Below are 20,157 nucleotides of genomic sequence, written 5' to 3'. Positions count from 1 at the left end.
GGCGCTTCGCGCCGCAGTGCCGATTCAACGCACCCAATGTGGCGTTCGGTGCGTTGGACGCACCGAACGCCACATTGGGGCGCTTGAGGAGCCCCGTTCGAAAGCCGGACTAGATCTTCGCGCACTGCCCGGCGGCGGGGCCGCGGACAGTGTTCGGCAGGTCGTAGTCCGTCGGTGCCGGCGAGTTCAGCGCGCACGCCAGCGGGCCGCCCACCGTGCTCGAGGTGAGCACCGGCCCGTGGTTGCCGGTCAGCGCGACCGGGCCGCCCACCTGGGTCAGCTCGATCGACACCGGCCCGGTCGCCCCGGTGATCGCCACCGGGCCGTCCACCTTCGTGCGGTTGAGCACCACCTGGCCGGCGCCCGTGGCCGCCAGCGGGCCCTTGATCTCACCGCCGCGGACCACCAGCGACGCGCCGCCGGACACCGTCACCGGGCCCGACACCGTCGCGTCCTGCAGGCACACCGTGCCGGACGTCACCGACAGCGGCCCGGAAGACGCGCCCGTGATCGTCTTCGTGCAGGCCGCGTCCGGCTTGCCCAGCAGCTCGAACTCGGCCAGCTGCGCCGGTGCGCCGGTGCTGGTCGAGGTGACCTCGAGCCGGTAGTAGGCGTAGTGCGCCGGGTTGGCCACCTTGAACGCGCGGGTCTGCTGCCGCCAGCTGAACGCCTGGTTCGCCTGCTGGTCGGCCACCGCCCAGGTCTTGCCGTCGTAGGAGCCCTTCAGCGTCCAGCTCTTCGGGTCGCCCGCACCGGTCTGGGACGTCAGCGTGTAGTGCGTGACGGCCTCGTCGGTCGAGTTCAGCTGGTACTGCAGAGCGCCGGTGACGGCGGCCTGGGTGCGCGAGGTGTTGTCGATCAGCGCCGCGGCGTTCGAACCGTCCGAAGTGGACAGCGTGCCCTTGCCGGGGCCGGTCTCGTCGTGCAGCGGTGCCGGTGCCGCGTCACCCGTGGTGATCGACTTCGGCGCGTCGTTCGGGCCGGTGCCCCACGACGACGGGTTCGGGCCCATGGCGAAGTCGATCGTCCCGCCGCGCGCGATCAGGTCCTGCGGCAGCGACGTCGAGGAGTACGCCTTGCCGTTGACCTTCACACCCTGGACGTAGACGTTCTTCGCGCTGTTCTTCGGCGCGTTGATCACCAGGTCCTTGCCGCCGGCCAGGTGGATGGTGGCCTTCTTGAACAGCGGCGACCCGATCGCGTAGTTCGGGCTGCCCATCTGCAGCGGGTAGAAGCCCAGCGCGCTGAAGATGTACCACGCGGACATCTCGCCGTTGTCCTCGTCGCCCGCGTAGCCCTGGCCGATCTCGCTGCCGTTGTACAGCCGCGACAGCGCCTCACGGACCTTCGCCTGCGTCTTCGAGGGCTGGCCGGCGTAGTCGTACATGTAGAGCAGGTGGTGCGCCGGCTGGTTGGAGTGGCCGTACTGGCCCATCCGCACGTCCCGCGCCTCCCGCATCTCGTGGATCACGCCCCCGTAGGAGCCGGGGAAGCCGGCGGTCTCCTGGTCGGCGAAGAACTGGTCCAGCTTGTCCGCCAGCCCGGCCTTGCCGCCGTAGAGGTTCGCCAGGCCCTGACCGTCCTGCGGCACGGTGAACGCCATGCCCCAGCCGTCGGTCTCGGTGTAGTCCCCGCCCCACACGCGCGGGTCGTACTGGTCCTTCGTCTTGGTGAACTTCCCGTTGGCGTCCTTGCCCTGGAAGAACCCGACGCTCGGGTCGAACAGGTTCACGTACTGCTGGGCACGGCTGGTGAAGTACTCGTAGTTCTCCTGGTACTCCGCCTTCCGCGGGTCGTTCGGCGCCGCTTCGTCGGCCAGCTTCTTCGACAGGTTCGCGATGCCGAAGTCGTTGACGTAGCCCTCGATCGCCCACGAGAAGCCCTCGCTGGCGGTGTTGGGCGTGTAGCCGAGGAAGATGCCCTGGTCCAGGCCCTTGCGGCCGACCGCCGAGTTCGGCGGCGTCACCGTGGCGTTCTTGATCGCCGCGTCGTAGGCCGACTTCACGTCGAAGTTGCGCACACCCTTGAGGTAGGCGTCGGCGAACGCGACGTCCGAGCTGGTGCCGGTCATCAGGTCCGCGTAGCCGGGGGAGGACCAGCGCGCGATCCAGCCGCCGTCGCGGTACTGCTGCACGAACCCGTCGACCATCTTCCCGGCCATGTCCGGCGTGAGCAGCGAGTACGCCGGCCACGTCGTGCGGTAGGTGTCCCAGAACCCGTTGTTGACGTACATCCGGCCATCGACGATCTTCGACCCGGTCTGGGTCGCGGTGTCGGCGCCCGCCTTCGGCGAGACCGGGCTCGCGTACTTGTACGCGGGCTTCTCGGGGGTGCCGGTGTTCTCGAACTGCGAATTCGGGTACAGGAACAGCCGGTACAGGTTCGAGTAGAGCGTCGTGAGCTGGTCCTTCGACGCGCCCTCGACCTCGATCACCTTCAGCTGGTCGTCCCACGCCCGCTGCGCGGCGTCGCGCACCGAGTCGAACGTCGCCGCCGGGGCGATCTCCTGCGCCAGGTTCTTCTTCGCCTGGTCCACGCTGATCAGCGACGTCGCGATCCGCATGTTCACCGTCTTGCCCGCGCCCGCGTCGAAGCGCAGGTAACCGGTGACGTTGTCACGGCCCTGCCCGGTGAGCTTGCCGCCCGCGGTCACCGGCTTGTCGAACGTCGCGTAGACGAACATCCGGCCCGCCCCGGCGTACACGCCGGTGTCGGTGTAGCCGGACAGCGTGCCGGTCGCGGTGTCGAGGGTCAGCCCGCCCGCGTTGGTGGCGTTGTCGAAGATCAGGCTGGAGTCGCTGCCCGGGAAGGAGAACCGGAACATCGCCGCGTGGTCGGTCGGAGCGATCTCGGTCTTGATCCCGTTCTGGAACTGCACGCCGTAGTAGTGCGCCCGCGCGGTCTCGTCGCTGTGCTTGAACGGCAGCGCCCGCGCGTCGCGGTTCGCGTCCGGCACACCGGCGGCCGCGGACGGCATCACCTGGAACACCTGCCGGTCGCCCATCCACGGGCTCGGCTCGTGGCTGACGCTGAACGCCTGCAGCTGCGGGAGGTTCTGCGCGTTGTTCTGGGTGCTGTAGTTGTACAGCCAGCGCGGCGAACCACCCTGGTCGGCACCCGCGTCGGTGACCGGGGTCCAGAAGTTGAACCCGTGCGGCACCGCCGTGGCCGGGAAGTTGTTGCCGCGCGAGAAGGTGCCGTTGGCCATCGTGCCCCGCGTGGTGATCACGTTGTCACTCGGGCGGAGGCTCGCCGGCGGCGTCGGCGTGGCCGAAACCTTGACGTCGTCGAGCCAGCCCTGCAGCGTGCCGGGGCCGTTCGGGTTGTCGTAGCCGACGAGGATCCGGTCGATCGTCTTGCCCTTCGCGACCTGCCCGATCGCCGAGCGCACCAGGTTCCACTGGTTGGCGTAGAGCACCTTCGACGCGCCCTGGCCCTCCGGCGTCAGGGGGAAGCCGTACTGGTCGGTCGCGCCGAGGTCACGCAGGTAGGTGCCGTCGGTGAAGGCCAGGTCGACCGCGACGTTCGTGCTCGGGTACTTCAGGTCGCCGGTGATGAACTGCGGCTGCACCTTGTACGACAGCTCGGTCGAGGCCACGACCGGGACGTTCACGTCGAAGATCTTGTTGTACGACCAGCCGTGCCCCGCCGCGGTCTGGCTGCCCGAGTAGCGGAACGCCTTGAGCCCGGTGAAGCCGGCGCGGTTCTTGTTCGTGTACCCGCTGGTCGGGCCGGAGTCGACGAAGCTGCGCATGTTCGGCAGCGGCGGCGGCGCGGGCTCGTCGTTGGCCAGGAGCAGCTCCGACAGCTGCAGGATCGGGCCGCCGTTGTTGCGCGTGACGTTCAGCCGGAAGTACTTGTACGCCGCGGTCGGCGCGGCCAGCTTGTAGTTGTTCGTCTGGAACCGCTCGGCGAACGACTGGCCGGTCTGCGTGTCCAGGTCGGTCCAGGAACTCGCGTCGTTCGAGCCCTGCAGCGTCCAGTCCTTCGGGTCGCGCTCGGCGAAGTCGTTGGCCGAGGAGATCGCGTAGTGCGTGATCGAGGTGGCTTCCGACAACGTGATCTGCGCCCACGCCGTCGGGTCCCACGACAGCCACTTCGTGTCCGTCGTGCCGTCGACGAGGTTCGACACGACCTCGCCACCCGAGGTGTTCTCGCTGCTCGCGCTGGTCTCGGTGACCTTGCCGCGGATGTCGCCCGGGATCGAGGTGCCGTTCGCGCCGTTCACGCCGGACGCGCGCGGCTTGCCCGCCGCGTCGGTGTCGACCGCGTCGGTCCACGTCGGCTGGACGTCACCCGCCTCGAAGGAGGAGGAGAAGTCGGGGGGAAGAGCGTCTTCGGCGGCGGCCGCCGAGGCCGCGGGAAGGGCGACCAGGCCGGCGGCGACCACGGCGGCGGTCACCAGGAAAGCGACCGGCGGTCTGGCGCTTCGGGGCATCGTTGCTCCAAGCTCTGGAGGGTGAACTGGGGACCGACGGACGGGGACCGGCGGCGCCCAGAGAGCGAAACGCGCGGGTGACATCGATGTCAAGGCCGGTCGGCAAACCTGGCCAGAACTGGACAACCGAGGGGAACTCGAAACCGATGAGACCAGTCCGGATCTTCACCGCACTGACCGCACTCCTGCTCGCCACCACCGGATTCGCCCCGGTCACGGCCACCGCCGCGACGGGTTCGGCCGTCCGGCCCGCCATCGCCTGCGGCGACCTGGCCCGCGGGTTCGCCCTGCCGGGCGCGGCCACGCACGTCACCTCGGCGGCGGTCGTCGAGGCCACCGGCACCGACCCCGAGTACTGCGGGGTGAAGGGCTACGTCGAGCCCGCCGTGCGGTTCGAGCTGCGGCTGCCCACCAAGACCTACGCCGGCCGCTACCTCCAGTACGGCTGCGGCGGCTTCTGCGGCCTGGTCAACCCACCCCAGTTCGCCGACTGCGGCCTGCCCCACGGCGGCGACGTCGCGGTCGCCGCCACCGACGACGGGCACGTCGGCAAGACCCCCGCCGTCGTCGACGACGGCAGCTGGGGCGCGCACGACCAAGCCGCCCGCGACGACCTGGAGTTCCGCGCGCCCCACGTCGTCTCGCGCGCCTCGAAGGCGATCATCCGGGCGTTCTACGGTGCCCCGCCGAAGAAGTCCTACTTCACCGGCTGCTCCGACGGCGGCCGCGAAGGCCTCCAGCTGGCCCAGCGCTACCCGGACGACTTCGACGGCGTCGTCGCCGGCGCCCCCGCGAACTACTGGTCACCGCTGCTGGAGTTCCAGGCCTGGCTCGCGCGGGTCGACACCGCCGCCGACGGCAGCCCGATCCTCACCGCGGCGAAGCTGCCCGCCCTGCACAACGCCGTCCTCGCCGCCTGCGACCGCCTCGACGGGCTCACCGACGGCCAGCTCGACGACCCGCGCGCCTGCCACTTCGACCCCGCGAGCCTGGCCTGCGCCGGCGCCGACACCCCGTCGTGCCTCACCCCGGTCCAGGTCGCGGCGACCCGCAGGATCTACTCGCCGCCCACCGACGGCCACGGCACGCTGCTCTACCCCGGCGGCGAACTGCCCGGCTCCGAGCTGTCCTGGGCCGGCTGGATCATCCCGACCCCCGAAACCGGCGGCGTCAGCTTCGCCCGCAGCCTCGCCGACAGCTACCTGCGCTACCTCGGCTACCCGATCGGCGCGCCGGCCTCGACCGTCGACACCTTCGCCTTCACCAAGCGCGAGTTCGACCGGCTCACCCCCGAAGGCGTCCGGTACAACGCGATGAGCCTCGACCTGTCGGCCTTCCAGCGGCGCGGCGGCAAGCTCGTGCTCTGGCACGGCTGGGCCGACGAGGCCATCCCGCCGGCCGGCACGCTCGACTACTACCAGCGGCTCACCCACGGCCACGGCCAGGACTGGGCGCGGCTGTTCATGGTCCCGTCGCTCTACCACTGCGGCGGCGGCACCACGCTCACCGAGTTCGACCCGCTGAAGGAACTGGTCGCCTGGGTGGAACGCGGCACCGCGCCCACGGTGGTCACCGCGACCGGCCGGGACGCCACCGGCCACGTCACCCGCACCCGGCCGGTGTTCCCGTACCCGCAGCGCGCGGTCTACGACGGCACCGGCAGCGTCGACGACGCGGCCAACTTCCGCCCCGCGCCGCCGATGGCGCCGGTCCGGGACGTCGTCCACTGGGCGGGCGATGGGCTGTACGCGATCCCGGGCCCGGTGGCGCCGTAAACACCTCACGCGGGTCCGGCGTCGCCGCTAAAGTCGCGATCATGACGACGCCGGACCCCGCCGACCGAGTACTCGCCCGCGCCTCCCTCGCCGAAGGCGACCCGACCGGGTGGTTCGAGCAGCTCTACACCGCCGCCGCCCGCGGTGAGGCCGAGGTGCCGTGGACGCGAGGCAAGCCGAACCCCGAGCTGGCCGCGTGGGCGCAGCGCCACCCCGGCGAAGGCCGCCGCGCCCTGCTCGTCGGCAGCGCCCTCGGCGACGACGCCGAACAGCTGGCCGCGGCCGGTTGGGCTGTGACGGCGTTCGACGTCGCCCCGACCGCCGTCGAGAGCGCCCGCGCCCGCTTCCCGGAGTCCGCGGTCGACTACGTGGTCGCCGACCTGCTGAACCCGCCGGGGGAGTGGCACCACGCGTTCGACCTGGTCGTGGAGATCATCAACATCCAGGCGATGCCCCGCGCCTTCCGCCCGGCGGCGATCGCCTCTCTGGCCGGATTCCTGGCGCCCGGCGGCACGGCGCTGGTCTCGGAGGTGGCGGAGGAGAACAACGAGCCCGAGCCGGGACCGCCGTGGCCGTTCAACCGCGCCGAAATCGAGTCCGTCGCCCAGGCCGGCGTCCGGCTGGTGAGCCTGGACACGATCCGCGACGGCGACCGCTACTGGGCCGAGTTCACACGCTAGCGAGAAACCGGGACAGCACACGGGTGCCGAAGTGCAGGCCCTCCACCGGCACCCGCTCGTCCACCCCGTGCGCCATCGCCCGGTACGGGAAGCCCTTCGGCAGCCACAGCGGCGCGAACCCGTAGTTTTCGATGCCCAGCTTCGCGAACGCCTTCGCGTCGGTGCCCCCGCCCAGGCAATAGGGCACGACGACCGCTTCGGGGTCCTCGGAACGCAAAGCGGCCGCCATCGCGGAGAACCACGGCGAATCCACCGGCGCCTGCACCGGCGGCTGGTTCGCCACGAACTCCCGTGTAACACCCTCGCCGAGCAACTCGTCCACCACCGCGAACAACGCGTCCTCGGTCCCCGGCAGCACGCGCACGTCGACCTGCGCCGAAGCCGTCGACGGGATCACGTTCACCTTGTACCCCGCGTCCAGCATCGTCGGCGTCGTGCTGTTGCGGACCGTCGGCACCACCAGCGCGCCCGCCGGCCCCAGCGCGGCCACCGTCGCGTCCACACCGTCCGAAGAGGACAGATCAACGGGAACGCCCAGCGCCGCGCCGGCGCGTTCCAGGAACGCGCGCACCGCCGGCGTCAGCGACACCGGCCAGCGGTGCGCGGCGATCCGGTGCACCGCACCCACCAGCCGGGTGACGGCGTTCTCGTCGTTCGGGCGCGAGCCGTGCCCGGCGCGGCCGCGGGCGGTCAGGCGCAGGTGCGCCGTCCCGCGCTCGGCCGTCCCGACCGGGTACAGGTGCACGTCACGGCCGTCGGCGGCCGGCACGTGGTAGGTGTAGCCGCCCGACTCGCTGATCGCCGCGACACAGCCCTCGAAGAGCGAAGGATGCTCGGCCACCAGCCAGTGCGCGCCCCAGTCGCCGCGGTCCTCCTCGTCGGCGACGAACGCCAGCACCAGCTCACGCCGCGGCCGCACCCCGCCGGCCAGGGCGGCCAGCACCATCGCCACGAAGTCCTTCATGTCGGTCGCGCCGCGGCCCCACAGGTACCCGTCGCGCACCTCGCCGGCGAACGGCGGCACCGACCAGTCCGCGGCGTCCGCCGGGACGACGTCGAGGTGCCCCTGCACCAGCAGCGCGGGCAGCGACGGATCGCTCCCCGGAACGCGCGCGATCACACTGGCCCGGCCAGGAGCGGCCTCAAGGATCTTCGACGGGATGCCCAGGCCGTCGAGGAACGCCGCCACGTACTCCGCGGCGGGCCGTTCGGGCTCGGCGTCCCCGCCGCCGCGGTTGGTGGTGTCGAACCGGATCAGGTCCGCGCAAAGCTGCACGACGTCAGCCATAGATGCCCTGCACCGCCCCCGCCGCGACCGCCGTGACGACCTTGAACGCCTTCATCGCCTCGGTCATGTTCACCGCGTCGAACCCGATGCGGCGCGTCCCGATCTGCTCCACCGTCGGGATCACCGCCGTGGCCTGCGCCAGGTGGCTCGCGTCGAACTCGACTTCCATCCGGTGGGCCCCAACGCGGCGCTCCTCGCGCCCGGCCCGCGCCATCGCGTCGGCCGCCGCCCCGGTCAGCAGCTCCGCCGTGCGCGACGGCGGCAGGCAGATCGCCGCATACCGGCTCACGCACTCCTTCACCTGGACCAGCTCCGACTCCGGAGCGTAGTCACGGGCGTCGTCGCACGTTTTGTCGTCACCCGAAACGAGCAGGACAGGGACTCCGTACTCCGCCGCGACGGCCGCGTTCAGGCGGCCCTCGCTAGCCGGGACGTCGTCCAGCCACACCCCGGTGATCTGGTTCTCCAGGTAGGTGTGCGAAAGCACCCCGTCGAACCCGGCGCCGGCGTGGTAGCCGAGGAACACCACACCGTCCACACCGGAATCGATGCCCTGCATCATCGACAGCGGCTTGTGCCGCCCGGTCAGCATCCGCGCCCGCGGGTCGAGGTCCTCCAGCAGCAGGTTCCGCTGCGACGAATGCGCCTCGTTGACCAGGACATCACCGGCTCCCGCCCCGAACAGCCCCGCCAGCACCGCGTTGACGTCGCCGGTGAATAGCCGCCGGAAGCGGTCCCACTGCGGCGAACCGGGCACGACGTCGTCGGTCCAGGTGACGCCGGTGGCGCCCTCCATGTCCGCCGAGATCAGGATGCGCATGCCGGGCACTCTAGCCAGCCCGCCCCCGCCCCGGGCGCGGAATCGCCGATCACGGTGCGTGACAAAATCCGATCGATAACGATCGGACACCTGCCGAGGCGGCAACATATTGCGCGGTTGTCCCGGTATGTGGTTACTTCTCGTCCTTGGGGAGGCTCACAGCGAGACGATGGGGTGGTTTTCGGTGCATTTCCAACGCAGGGTCGGGCGGCTCGGCCGCGTGGGCGCGGTGTTCGCCGCCGCGGCGCTGAGCGCGATCCCGCTCGCCGCGCCCGCCCACGCCCAGCAGGGCAAGGTGCTGCGCGTCGCGCTGACCACCGGCATCGACCACCTCAACCCGTTCACCGCGGGCCTGGCCGCTTCGACGCAGGTCGGCCGGTTCGTCTACGAGTTCCTCACCATCCCCTCGGCCGAGACCGCGCAGGCCTCGCCCGCGCTCGCCGAGTCGTGGACCCCGTCGGCCGACAAGCTCACCTGGACCTACAAGATCCGCTCGGGCGCCAAGTGGAGCGACGGGCAGCCGGTCACCGCCAAGGACCCCGCGTTCACGTTCAACCGGATGATGACCGACGAGAACGCCCGCACGGCCAACGGCAACTACGTCACCAACTTCGACACCGTCACCGCACCCGACGACACGACACTGGTCATCAAGACCAAGACCGTGCAGTCGGACATGAACCTGCTCGACGTGCCGATCGTGCCCGAGCACGTCTGGGCGCCGATCAAGGACCTCAACGACCCGAAGACCGACGACATCTCGGTCGTAGGCGTGAACGACGGCCCGTACCAGCTGACCGAGTACAAGCAGAACGAGTACGTCAAGTTCAAGGCCAACAAGAACTACTGGCGCGGCGCGCCGCAGGTCGACGAGCTGCAGCTGCTGGTGTTCAAGGACGCCGAAGCCGCCGTCAACGCCCTGCGCCAGGGCGAGGTCGACGCCGTCAACCGGCTCACCGCCACCCAGTTCAACGCGCTCAAGGGCCAGCCGAACATCGCCACCAACGCCGCCCCCAGCCGCCGCTACGACGAGATCAACCTCAACTTCGGCGTGCAGAACAGCGAAAACCAGCCGATCGGCGACGGCAACCCGGTGCTGAAGGACATCCGGCTGCGCAAGGCGATCATCCAGGCCATCGACAGGCAGGCCATCGTCGACCGCGTGGCCAGCGGCTTCGCGCAGCCCGGCGCCGGCATCGTCCCGCCGGTCTTCCGGAGCTACCACTGGGAGCCCGCCGCGAACGAGCAGGTCAAGTTCGACCTCGCGGCGGCCGGCACCGCCCTCGACCAGGCCGGCTACGCCAAGGGACCCGACGGCGTCCGCGTCGCCCCCGGCGGCGCGAAGCTCGAGCTGCGGCTGACCGGGCACGCGAACCGGCCCTACGACCAGCGCGTCGCGCAGTACGTTTCCGGCTGGCTCAAGGACATCGGCATCACCGTCAAGCAGGAGCTCGTCTCCGACGACGAGCTCAACGACCGCACCAACGCCGGCAAGTACGACCTCGCCATCTCCGGCTACGCCACCAACCCGGACCCGGACTCCGCGCTGCAGCTGCACGTCTGCGCGGCCCGGCCGAACGCCCAGGGCAAGGGCGCCACCACCGACACCTTCTTCTGCGACCCCGAGTTCGACAGCCTGCGTGCCCGGCAGCTCGCCGAGACCGACGACGCCAAGCGCGCCGAGATCGTCAAGCAGGCCCAGGCCCGCCTGGCGAGCCAGGCCGTCAACGTCGTGCTGGACTACCCGAACGCGCTCGAGGCCTACCGCTCCGACAAGTTCTCCGGCTTCACCAAGCAGCCGCAGCCCAACGGCGCGATCCTCGAGCAGTCCGGCTACTGGGGCGTCTACGGCGCCACCCCCGCCGGCAGCCAGGCCGCCGCGGACTCCGGCAGCGGCGGCACCGTCGTGTGGATCATCGTCGGCGCCGTCGTCGTGATCGTGCTCGTCGGCGGCGGCATCATGCTCAGCCGCCGGAACAAGACCTCGGAAGACCGCGAGTAACCATGACCGCCCCCGAACAAGCCGCGGTGCTCGTCGACGCGAGCGAGCACCGCGGCGGCACCGGCACGGCCCGGTTCGTCCTCAAGAAGGTCGTCGAAGCCGCCGTCAGCATCCTGCTGGTGATCGTGCTGTTCTTCTTCCTCTTCCGGCTGCTGCCCGGCGATCCCGTCGCGACCATGGTCCGCGAGCGGCCCACCGGCCCGAAACAGCTCGCCGAGCTGCGCGAGCAGATGGGCGTCGACAAGCCCGTGCTGGTGCAGTTCGGCCAGTACCTGTGGGGCCTGCTGCACGGCGACCTCGGCACCTCCTACCTGGTGCGCGGCCGCCCGGTCGCCGACATGATCGCCGAACGCCTCTGGCCGACCATCCTGCTCGTCGGCAGCGCGACCGTGCTCGCCGTCGTCCTCGGGCTCTGGCTCGGCACCCGCGCGGCCTGGCGCCGCGACAGCGCGTTCGACCGCACCCAGACCGGCATCGCCCTCACCCTGTGGTCGGTGCCGCAGTTCTGGCTCGGCCTGATCCTGCTCGTCGCGACCAACGGCCTGTTCCCCAGCCGCGGCATGCACTCCCCGGACGCCGCGCCCGACTTCTTCTCCCAGACCCTCGACGTGCTGCACCACCTGGTGCTGCCGTGCGTGACGCTGCTGGCGGTGTTCTACGCCCAGTACATGCTGATCATGCGCTCGTCGCTGCTGGGCGAGATGAACGCCGACTACCTCACCACCGCCCGCGCCAAGGGCCTGCGCGACGACCTCGTCCGCCGCCGCCACGCCGTGCCGAACGCCCTGCTGCCCACCACCACGCTGGTGTTCATGCAGTTCGGCATGGTCGTCTCCGGCGCGGTGTCGGTCGAAGCGGTGTTCAGCTGGCCCGGTCTCGGCCAGCTGACCTACGACGCCCTGCACGGCCCGGACCTGCCGGTGCTGCAAGGCGTCTTCGTCGTCCTCGCCGGCGCCGTCGTGCTGATGAACCTGCTCGCGGAACTGCTCTACCGCGTGCTCGACCCGAGGGTGCGCACCTCATGACCACCACCGGAACCCTCGAATCGCCGCGCGCGATCGCCTGGCGCCGCCGCGGCCGGGCCGTGGCCAGGACCTGGCGCGAGTTCGCCGCCCAGAAGGGCGCCCTCACCGGCGTGATCCTGCTCGCCGTCACCGTCGTCACGGCCCTGCTGCTGCCGCTGATCAGCGACGAAGGCGGGCTGGACGTCACCAAGGCCGACGGCGGCGCGCTCAACCCGCCCAGCGGCCGCTTCTGGCTCGGCACCGACATCGACGGGCGGTCCGTGCTGCTCATGACGCTGTGGGGCGCGCGGATCTCCCTGCTCGTCGGGTTCTCCGCCACCGTGCTGTCGGTCCTCATCGGCACCCTCATCGGGATCACCGCCGCCCACTTCGGCGGCTGGACGTCGGCGAGCCTGATGCGGTTCACCGACTTCTTCCTGGTGCTGCCCTCGCTGGTGCTCGCGATCGCGCTCTCGGCGGTGCTGCCGCACGGCGTCTTCACCGTCATCATCGCGATCGGCCTCACCGCGTGGCCCGGCACCGCCCGGCTGGTGCGCGCCCAGACGCTCACCATCGAAAGCCGCCCGTACATCGAACGGGCCCGCGCACTGGGCGGCGGGCACCTGCACGTCGTCGGCAAGCACGTCCTGCCCGGGGTGCTGCCGCTCGTGCTGGCCAACACCACCCTCGTCGTCGGCAACGCCGTCATCGCCGACGCCACCCTGGCCTTCCTCGGCGTCGGCAACCCGAACGCCGTGTCCTGGGGCACGATGCTGGAGACCGCCCTCAACAACGGCGCCGTCACCCGCGGCGCCTGGTGGAACCTGCTCCCGCCGGGCATCGCCATCGTGCTCGTCGTGCTCTGCTTCACCCTGGTCGGCCGGGGACTGGAGACCGTGCTCAACCCGAGGTTGAAGAAGTGACCGCGCTCCTGCAGCTGAAAGACCTCACCGTCACCTACACCACGGCGGGCGGTGACGTCCCGGCCGTGCGCGGCGTCGACCTCGTCCTCGACCCCGGTGGCACCCTCGGCGTCGCCGGCGAGTCCGGGTCGGGCAAGTCCACCGTCGCGATGAGCGTGCTGCGCCTGCTGCCGCGCACCGCGAAGATCGACGGCGAGATCCTCCTCGACGGCGAAGACGTCACCGCCATGAAGTGGGGACGCCTGCGCACGGTCCGCTGGGCCGAGGCGTCCGTGGTCTTCCAGGGCGCCATGCACGCGCTCAACCCGGTCCGCCGGATCGGCGAGCAGATCGCCGAACCGATCCGGCTGCACCCGGCCGCGGGCGAGGCGCTCACCGACGCCGAGGTCGGCGCCCGCGTCGCCGAACTGCTCACCCAGGTCGACCTGCCGCCGAGCCGCGCCGGCGCCTACCCCCACGAGCTGTCCGGCGGGCAGAAGCAGCGCGTCATGATCGCCATGGCCCTGGCCTGCTCACCCCGGCTCATCATCGCCGACGAACCGACCACCGCCCTCGACGTCATCGTCCAGGCCCAGGTCCTCGCCCTGCTCTCGCGGCTGGTCGCCGAGCAGCACATCGGGCTGATCATGATCAGCCACGACCTGTCCGTGCTCGCCGCCACCTGCGAACGCATCGCCGTGATGTACGACGGGAAGATCGTCGAAGAAGGCCCCAGTGCCGAGGTGATGGGCGCGCCCCGGCACGAGCACACCCGGGCACTGGCGGCGGCGTTCCCGACCGTCGGCGACCCGGTGTCGCGCTTCGCCCCGGCGACCAGCACGCCGCTGCCCCCCGAACCCGCGGACCGCGTCCCCGGCGGCGAGCCGCTGCTGGCCGCGGAGAACCTGCGCGTGTCCTTCCGCGACCGCACCGGCAAGCGCATCGACGCCGTCGCCGGCGTCGACCTCACGGTGTCCCGCGACGAGATCGTCGCCCTGGTCGGCCAGTCCGGCTCCGGCAAGACCACCCTCGCCCGCACCCTGCTCGGCCTGCAGAAACCCGACTCCGGCGTGGTCCGCTACGCCGGGAAACCCGTGCCGGCGGGCGGCGCCGGCCTCAAGGCCTACCGCCGCCAGGTGCAGCTGGTCCTGCAGGACCCGACCAGCGCGCTGAACCCGGCCCACACCGTGTACGAGGCCGTCGCCGAAGGCCCGCGGATCCACGGGCTCGCCGACGAGCGGGCCGTCGTCCACCGGGCCCTGGAGGCCGCCGAACTGCGGCCCGCCGAGAAGTACGCCGACCGCCTCCCGCACGAGCTCTCCGGCGGCCAGCGCCAGCGCGTCGTCATCGCCGGGGCACTGGCCCTCGAACCGTCGGTGGTGGTGGCCGACGAGCCGGTGGCGTCCCTCGACGCGTCCGTCCGCGGCGAGATCCTCGCGCTGCTGCTGCGGCTGCGCCGCGAACTCGGCCTCGCCGGGCTGGTGATCACCCACGACCTCGGCCTGGCCTGGAACATCGCCGACCGCGTCGCCGTGATGTACCGGGGCGAGCTCGTCGAAACCGGGACGGTGGAACAGGTCCTGCTCGACCCGCACCACGAGTACACCAAGTCCCTGCTCGCCGCGCTGCCCGGCGGCACCGCCCAGCGCCGCACCGTCGGGACCTGATCCGCGGCGCCTCCGGTGTCTTGAACGACTCGTTCAGGACACCGGAGGTCTTGAACGAGTCGTTCAAGACCTTTGCGCCGGGGCCGCCCGCGCGCCGCCGCGTCGCGATACCCGCCACCCGAAACCCGACACTGCGGGAAACCCGCTCAGGCGCAGTGTGTAATCTCCGAACGGAAATGGCGACCACCACCGACCCCGCGCAGAACCCCTCGGCCGGCCTGGCCGGGCGGCTCCGTGTGCCCTCGCGATTCCCGTACCGCACGATCGCGATGGGCACGGTCGGGAGCACCCTGCTCATGATCGCCGCCCTCGGCGCGGGCGGCATCCTGATCTCCGACCCCGTGCTCGGCCACGGCCCGCTGTCGTGGGTTCGCTACGGCCACGGCCGCATGCTCGCCAACGCCGTGCTCTACACCGGCTTCGGCATGATCGTCTGGGCCTGGGTCCGCCTCGGCCGCTACGTGCTCGCCGGCCGCGTCGGCAGCCGCCCGGTCCTCGTCGCCGCCGGCTGCTGGATGGCGCCGCTGCTGGTCTCGCCGCCGCTGTTCACCCGCGACGTCTTCTCCTACCTCGGCCAGGGCGCCCAGCTGCTCTACGGGCTCGACCCGTACGCCAACGGCCCCGCCGAGCTCGACGTGCTGCCGAACGTCGTGCAGAACGTCCACCCGCTGTGGCAGACCACGCCGGCGCCGTACGGGCCGCTGTTCCTGCTGATCTCCAAGGGCGTCGTCGCCACCAGCGGCGACAACATGATCCTCGGCGTCATCCTCATGCGCGTCGTGCTGCTCGCCGGACTGGCCGGGACGCTGTGGGCCCTGCCGCGGCTGGTCAAGCACCTCGGCGGCAAGCTCCCGGTCGCCCTGTGGCTCGCGGTGGCCAGCCCGATGATGGTGATCCACCTGTTCGGCGGCCCGCACAACGACCTGATGATGCTCGCGTTCCTCACCACCGGCGTCCTCGCCGCCCTGGAACGCAAGCACGTCGTCGCGGTCGTCCTGGTCACCATCGGCATGCTCATCAAGCCGACCGCGGCGATCGCGCTGCCGTTCATCGTGTGGATCTGGGCCAACCACCTCACCGGCGAGTCGAAGGTCCGCAACTTCCTGCGCGCGGGCGCGGCGTCGGTCGGGCTGTTCCTCCCGGTGTTCGTCGCGGGCACGTGGATCTCGCTCGGCTCGCTCAACCTCGGCTGGTGGTCCGGGCTCAAGGCGCCGCAGCTCATCGCGAACTGGCTCAACATCCCCACCGGCATCGGCGAGGTGTTCTACAACCTCGTCCACCTGATCGTCGACGTCCAGGTCTCCCCGTTCGTCACGGTCGCCCGCGCGATCGGCATGCTGGTCCTGATCGGCTTCGGCGCCCGCCAGTGGTGGCTCGGCCGCGGCGGCGGCACGGAGGCCGTCTACCGGGCCGGCATCTCGCTGCTCGCGGTGGCGATCCTCATGCCGCCGACCCTGCCGTGGTACCTGACCTGGGGTTTCGTCCTGCTGTCGGCGTTCAAGTGGCAGCCCCGCCACCTGGCGCTGGTGGTGGCGGTGTCGGTGTTCGTGACGCTGGTGTACTACCCGACGGGCGAGCAGGCCCTCTACGACTGGTGGTTCATCGCCCTGGTCGTGGTCGCGAGCCTCTACTCCGCGGCGTCCCTGCTGCGCCCGGACCCCCTCGGTCTCATCGACGCCTGGCGCCGCCCGGAGAAGTTCCTCCGCGACTAGCCGGTCCAGCCACGCCAGGTGTGGATCTCCGTCGCGACCACGGCGTGCTCCGGCGGCCGCTGTGCGTACTGCTCGTACTTCGCGACCAGCCACGAAACCGGCTCGGCGCGGACGGCATCGGGCAGGACCCGCGCGACGCCGTCCGCGCGGGCCCACCACAACTCCGACCAGTCCTCGGAGTAGCCGTCGGCCAGGAAGCACACCGCCGGGTTCTCCGCGATGTTCCGCAACCGGCGCAGCGCCACCGAAGACTTCGGCTTGTGGTCCACCGCGAACACCACCGTGTCCCCCCGCACCGCGAACGTCACCGGCACCAGGTGCGGGACCCCGGACGCCGACGCCGTCGCCAGCCGGGCGACCCGTGCCGCGGCGAACCGTGCCCGGGCCTCTTCCGGGGTCATGTCAGGGCCGGGGAGTCGAACGTGAGCGTCCCCAGGTCCGCGTCCAGGGTCACCGGCACGCCCAGCGGCAACGTCGGCGACGACGGCACGTGCCCGAACCCGAACTCCTCCACGATCGGCACGCCCAGCGGCCCCAGCCGGTCCAGCATGAGGGCACGCACCTGAGCCGGGTCGCCGCACGACGTCCACGAACCCAGCACGATCCCGCGGACCCCGGCGAACCAGCCGGCGCGCAGCAGCTGCGTCAGCATCCGGTCCAGCCGGTAGACGTGCTCGGTCACGTCCTCCAGCAGCACCACCGCGTCCCGCGCCGAACCCTGCTCCGGCGTCCCGAGCCCCGCCGCCAGCAGCGAGAGGTTCCCGCCGGTCAGCCGGCCGGACGCGCGGCCCGGCACCAGCGCCGACCCGCCGCGGAGCACCACGTTCCGCTCCGGCTCGAACAACGCCTGCCGCAGGTGCGCATGCGCGAAGTCGTCGAACAACGTGGTCGCCGGCAGCGGCGCGAACAAAGTGGACAGTCCCAAGTGGACATCCACCGCCCGGTGCAACGCCGTCGCGTCCGAAGACCCGGCCAGCACCTTCGGGCCCGCCGCGCGCAACGCCGCCCAGTCCACCAGGTCCAGCATCCGCTGGACGCCGTAGCCGCCCCGCGCCGCCATGACGCACCGCACGCCGGGGTCCAGCCACGCCTCGGTGAACTCCGCGGCCCGCGCCGCGTCCGGAGCCGACAGGTACCGCGGCGTCCCCGGTTCCGCCCGCACGCACGGCCCCACCCGCACCTCGACGCCCCAGCCGTGCAGCACCGGCAGCGCCTTCTCCAGCAGCTCCGCCGGCACCGGCCCGGCCGGCGCCACCAGCGCCAGCGTGTCGCCGGCCCGCAACCGCGGCGGCCTCACCGCGACAGCTCCAGCCGCGCCACACCCGGCGTCTCGAACCCGAACACCTGGCCGTAGAACGACAGCTCCGCCTCCAATGCCGCCACGATCGTCTCCGCCCGCCGGAACCCGTGCTGCTCCCCGGCAAACCGCTGGTAGGCGTACGGAACGCCGCGCCCCGCCAGCTTCGCGACGAACCGGTCCGCCTGCTCCGGCGGGCAGATCCGGTCCTCCAGCCCCTGCTGGAACAGCACCGGCCCGGCCAGCGACGCGGCGTTGGCGAGCGGCGACCGCTCGAGGTACCGCTGCCGGGTCTCCGGCAACGGGCCCACCAGCCCGTCCAGGTAGCGCGACTCGAAGTCGTGCGTTTCGCCTTCGGTGCCGGTCCACCCGGCCAGGTCCAGCACCGGGTACATCACCGTGCCCGCCCGGTAGGTCTTCGTCGTGGTCAGCGACGCCGCCGCGGTGAACCCGCCCGCGCTGCCGCCGCGGATCCCCAGCCGGTCGCCGTCGGCGAGCCCGGCCGCCACCAGCGCTTCGGCGACCGCGACGCAGTCGGCGACGTCCACCACGCCCCACTGCTCGCGCAACCGTTCCCGGTAGGCCCGCCCGAACCCCGTCGACCCGCCGTAGTTCACCGCCGCCACCCCGATGCCGCGGCTGGTGAAGTACGCGATCTCCAGATCCAGCATCGGCAGGTGCTGCCCGGTCGGGCCGCCGTGGACGTGCACGAGCAACGGCGGCCGCTCACCGGCGGGCGCCGCGAAATCCGGGTTCCCCGGCGGGTACAGGACCACCGGCACGATCTCGCCGTCCGCCGTGCTGAACACCCGCTCCTGCGGCACCGGCAGGTACGCCGCGGGCAGCTCCGGCTGCGGCGTCAGATCCGTCACCGCGCCGTCGGGGGAAACGCGCACGACAGCGGCCTCCCGTGCCGGACCGCCCGCCACGCCCACGACCGCCTCGCCGAGCGCCGCGAACCCTGTCGAAGACCACGCAGTCAGGTTCTCGGCCAGCGGTGTCACCGACCCGGCCGCCTCGTCGAGCACGGCCAGCCGCCCCGACACCAGCACCGCGTGCCGTCCGCCGCCGAGCGGCGCGAACCACCGCGACCCGGCCTTCCACAGCGGCCCGCCCAGCTCCCGCTCCACCGGCGCGACGTTCACCACCGAGCCGTCCAGGCCGACCCGGTGCAGGTTCCACCAGCCGTCCGGGTCGAGCAGCGCCAGCAGCGCCGCCGGCGTCTCCCACTCGACCTGGCACACCGCGACGTCCGCACCGCCGGCCAGCACCCGGTGCGGCCCGAACGACCCGTCCTCGGCGACGGGGGCGACACACAGCTCGGTGCCGTCCCACGGCATCGCCGGGTGGTCCCAGCCGAACCAGGCCGCGTGCCGGCCGTCCGGCGCCAGCTTCGGCACCGTCAAGAACCGGTGGCTCGCGGCCAGCACCCGTTCCGCCCCGCCGGACAGCGCGATCGCCACCAGCTCCCGCTCGACGTCGGAAGGACGCGGGCCGACACTGCGCTCCCGCACCGCCCACACCTCGCCGGGCCGCCCCGCCCGCAGATCGCCGTAGCGGACGCCCTGGGCTTCCGGCGGGTCCGGTGTGAGCGGCACGACTCCGGTTTCGCTCTGCGCGTACACGCGCTGATCGGCCCAGTGCGTGAACACCACCACCCCCTCGGCCACCGCCCACGGCCGCCCGCCGTACTCGTGCAGCCGGTTGCGGACGTTCCACGGCGCGCCCAGCACGTCCTCGGTCCCGCCGGGCACCGACCGCACCAGCGCGACCCGGCCCTGCTCACCGGGCCGCGCCTCGGCCCACCACACCTCTTCGCCGACCACGTCGAGCCACTGCGGGCCACCGCCGGCGGCGGCCACCTCGGCGGCGGTGATGGGCGAAGACCAGGTTCCGTACGGCGAGATCCGAGACACACCCCGAGGCTAGCGGCCCGGCGAACCATGGGGCGGCGGATGCCGATCATGCGCCGGTGGCCTAGGGTCGACAGTGCTATGTCTCGCGTAATCCACGTCTTCCGCCAGCCGGATCGGTTCGTCGCCGGCACCGTCGGCGAGCCCGGCGATCGCACGTTCTACCTCCAGGCGTCCGAGGACGTGCGCACGATCAGCGTCACCATCGAAAAACAGCAGGTCGTCGTCCTCGCTGAGCGCCTCAGCTCCCTGCTCGAGGAAGTCGCCAGCCGTTTCGGCGCCGACGTGCCCGACGACGTCCCCGACGACCTCGTCGACGTCGACCCCCTCACCGTGCCGGTCGAGGAGGAGTTCCGCGTCGGCACCATGGGGCTGGGCTGGGACGCCGACAGCAGCGCGGTCGTCATCGAGCTGCTCGCCATCACCGAGGGCGAGGTCGACGAAACGGTCGTGCTCGACGACACCGAGGAAGGCCCGGACGCCGTCCGCGTCTTCCTCAGCCCGGCCGCCGCCCGCGCCTTCGCCGAGCGCGCCGACCGCGTCGTCAACGCCGGCCGCAAACCGTGCCCGCTGTGCGGCGAGCCGCTCGACCCGACCGGGCACATCTGCCCGCGGCAGAACGGCTACCGGCGCGACACCGAAGCGGGCGAAGACTGACC

The 20,157-nt window shown here is 71.7% G+C and carries 14 protein-coding genes; 8 read left to right on the top strand and 6 right to left on the bottom strand.

The annotated features are described in order from the left end of the window. Positions 1–109: 109 nt before the first annotated feature. Entirely contained in the window at positions 110–4,438 is a 4,329-nt protein-coding gene (locus CF165_RS09580; protein ID WP_093947070.1) for a GH92 family glycosyl hydrolase, read from the bottom strand. A gap of 146 nt (positions 4,439–4,584) precedes the next feature. Between CF165_RS09580 and CF165_RS09575 the strand changes: the two genes are divergently transcribed. Then, positions 4,585–6,213, top strand: coding sequence for a tannase/feruloyl esterase family alpha/beta hydrolase (locus CF165_RS09575; protein WP_093947069.1), 1,629 nt, complete (start codon positions 4,585–4,587; stop codon positions 6,211–6,213). Positions 6,214–6,254: 41 nt separating this feature from the next. After that, on the top strand, positions 6,255–6,893 hold the full coding sequence (locus tag CF165_RS09570) for a class I SAM-dependent methyltransferase (protein ID WP_093947068.1): 639 nt from the start codon (positions 6,255–6,257) through the stop codon (positions 6,891–6,893). On the opposite strand, the gene CF165_RS09565 is transcribed toward CF165_RS09570, so the two are convergent. Both CF165_RS09565 and CF165_RS09560 read right to left on the bottom strand, forming a co-directional pair. Beyond that, positions 6,883–8,181, bottom strand: coding sequence for a M20/M25/M40 family metallo-hydrolase (locus CF165_RS09565; RefSeq protein ID WP_093947067.1), 1,299 nt, complete (start codon positions 8,179–8,181; stop codon positions 6,883–6,885). The two genes, CF165_RS09570 and CF165_RS09565, sit on opposite strands and share 11 nt — an antisense overlap. Continuing rightward, on the bottom strand, positions 8,174–9,001 hold the full coding sequence (locus CF165_RS09560; protein WP_093947176.1) for a M55 family metallopeptidase: 828 nt from the start codon (positions 8,999–9,001) through the stop codon (positions 8,174–8,176). Before CF165_RS09560 ends, CF165_RS09565 begins: the two co-directional genes overlap by 8 nt. A gap of 169 nt (positions 9,002–9,170) precedes the next feature. Between CF165_RS09560 and CF165_RS09555 the strand changes: the two genes are divergently transcribed. From CF165_RS09555 to mptB, 5 genes are all read left to right on the top strand, one after another. After that, positions 9,171–11,003: an ABC transporter substrate-binding protein gene (locus CF165_RS09555; RefSeq protein WP_093947066.1), complete on the top strand. Its 1,833-nt coding sequence runs from the start codon at positions 9,171–9,173 to the stop codon at positions 11,001–11,003. 2 nt (positions 11,004–11,005) lie between these two features. Continuing rightward, positions 11,006–12,028 (top strand): ABC transporter permease, encoded by a 1,023-nt coding sequence (locus CF165_RS09550; RefSeq protein ID WP_093947065.1) that lies wholly within the window; start codon positions 11,006–11,008, stop codon positions 12,026–12,028. Beyond that, on the top strand, positions 12,025–12,930 hold the full coding sequence (locus CF165_RS09545; protein ID WP_093947064.1) for an ABC transporter permease: 906 nt from the start codon (positions 12,025–12,027) through the stop codon (positions 12,928–12,930). Before CF165_RS09550 ends, CF165_RS09545 begins: the two co-directional genes overlap by 4 nt. Then, positions 12,927–14,576: a nickel ABC transporter ATP-binding protein NikE gene (gene nikE, locus CF165_RS09540; RefSeq protein WP_093947063.1), complete on the top strand. Its 1,650-nt coding sequence runs from the start codon at positions 12,927–12,929 to the stop codon at positions 14,574–14,576. Before CF165_RS09545 ends, nikE begins: the two co-directional genes overlap by 4 nt. Positions 14,577–14,752: 176 nt before the next feature. Further along, positions 14,753–16,288 carry a polyprenol phosphomannose-dependent alpha 1,6 mannosyltransferase MptB gene (gene mptB, locus CF165_RS09535; RefSeq protein ID WP_093947062.1) on the top strand — a complete coding sequence of 512 codons (1,536 nt, stop codon included), beginning with the start codon at positions 14,753–14,755 and terminating at the stop codon, positions 16,286–16,288. On the opposite strand, the gene CF165_RS09530 is transcribed toward mptB, so the two are convergent. From CF165_RS09530 to CF165_RS09520, 3 genes are read right to left on the bottom strand one after another with little or no spacing between them, the layout of a single operon-like run. Beyond that, positions 16,285–16,689, bottom strand: coding sequence for a TIGR03668 family PPOX class F420-dependent oxidoreductase (locus CF165_RS09530; protein WP_093947061.1), 405 nt, complete (start codon positions 16,687–16,689; stop codon positions 16,285–16,287). The genes mptB and CF165_RS09530 overlap by 4 nt on opposite strands. Next, the gene (locus CF165_RS09525; protein WP_093947060.1) at positions 16,686–17,585 is read right to left on the bottom strand and encodes a S66 peptidase family protein; all 900 of its coding nucleotides are present in this window, start codon (positions 17,583–17,585) and stop codon (positions 16,686–16,688) included. The genes CF165_RS09530 and CF165_RS09525 overlap by 4 nt, the downstream gene beginning before the upstream one ends. Further along, on the bottom strand, positions 17,582–19,501 hold the full coding sequence (locus CF165_RS09520) for a prolyl oligopeptidase family serine peptidase (RefSeq protein WP_093947059.1): 1,920 nt from the start codon (positions 19,499–19,501) through the stop codon (positions 17,582–17,584). The genes CF165_RS09525 and CF165_RS09520 overlap by 4 nt, the downstream gene beginning before the upstream one ends. A 78-nt stretch (positions 19,502–19,579) precedes the next feature. On the opposite strand from CF165_RS09520, the gene CF165_RS09515 reads away from it, so the two are divergent. Beyond that, positions 19,580–20,155, top strand: a complete 576-nt coding sequence (locus CF165_RS09515; RefSeq protein ID WP_093947058.1) for a DUF3090 family protein — start codon at positions 19,580–19,582, stop codon at positions 20,153–20,155. Positions 20,156–20,157: the final 2 nt, after the last annotated feature.

The organism is Amycolatopsis vastitatis (genome assembly GCF_002234595.1).
Classification (GTDB): domain Bacteria; phylum Actinomycetota; class Actinomycetes; order Mycobacteriales; family Pseudonocardiaceae; genus Amycolatopsis; species Amycolatopsis vastitatis.
This window is presented reverse-complemented; position numbering and strand designations above follow the sequence as displayed.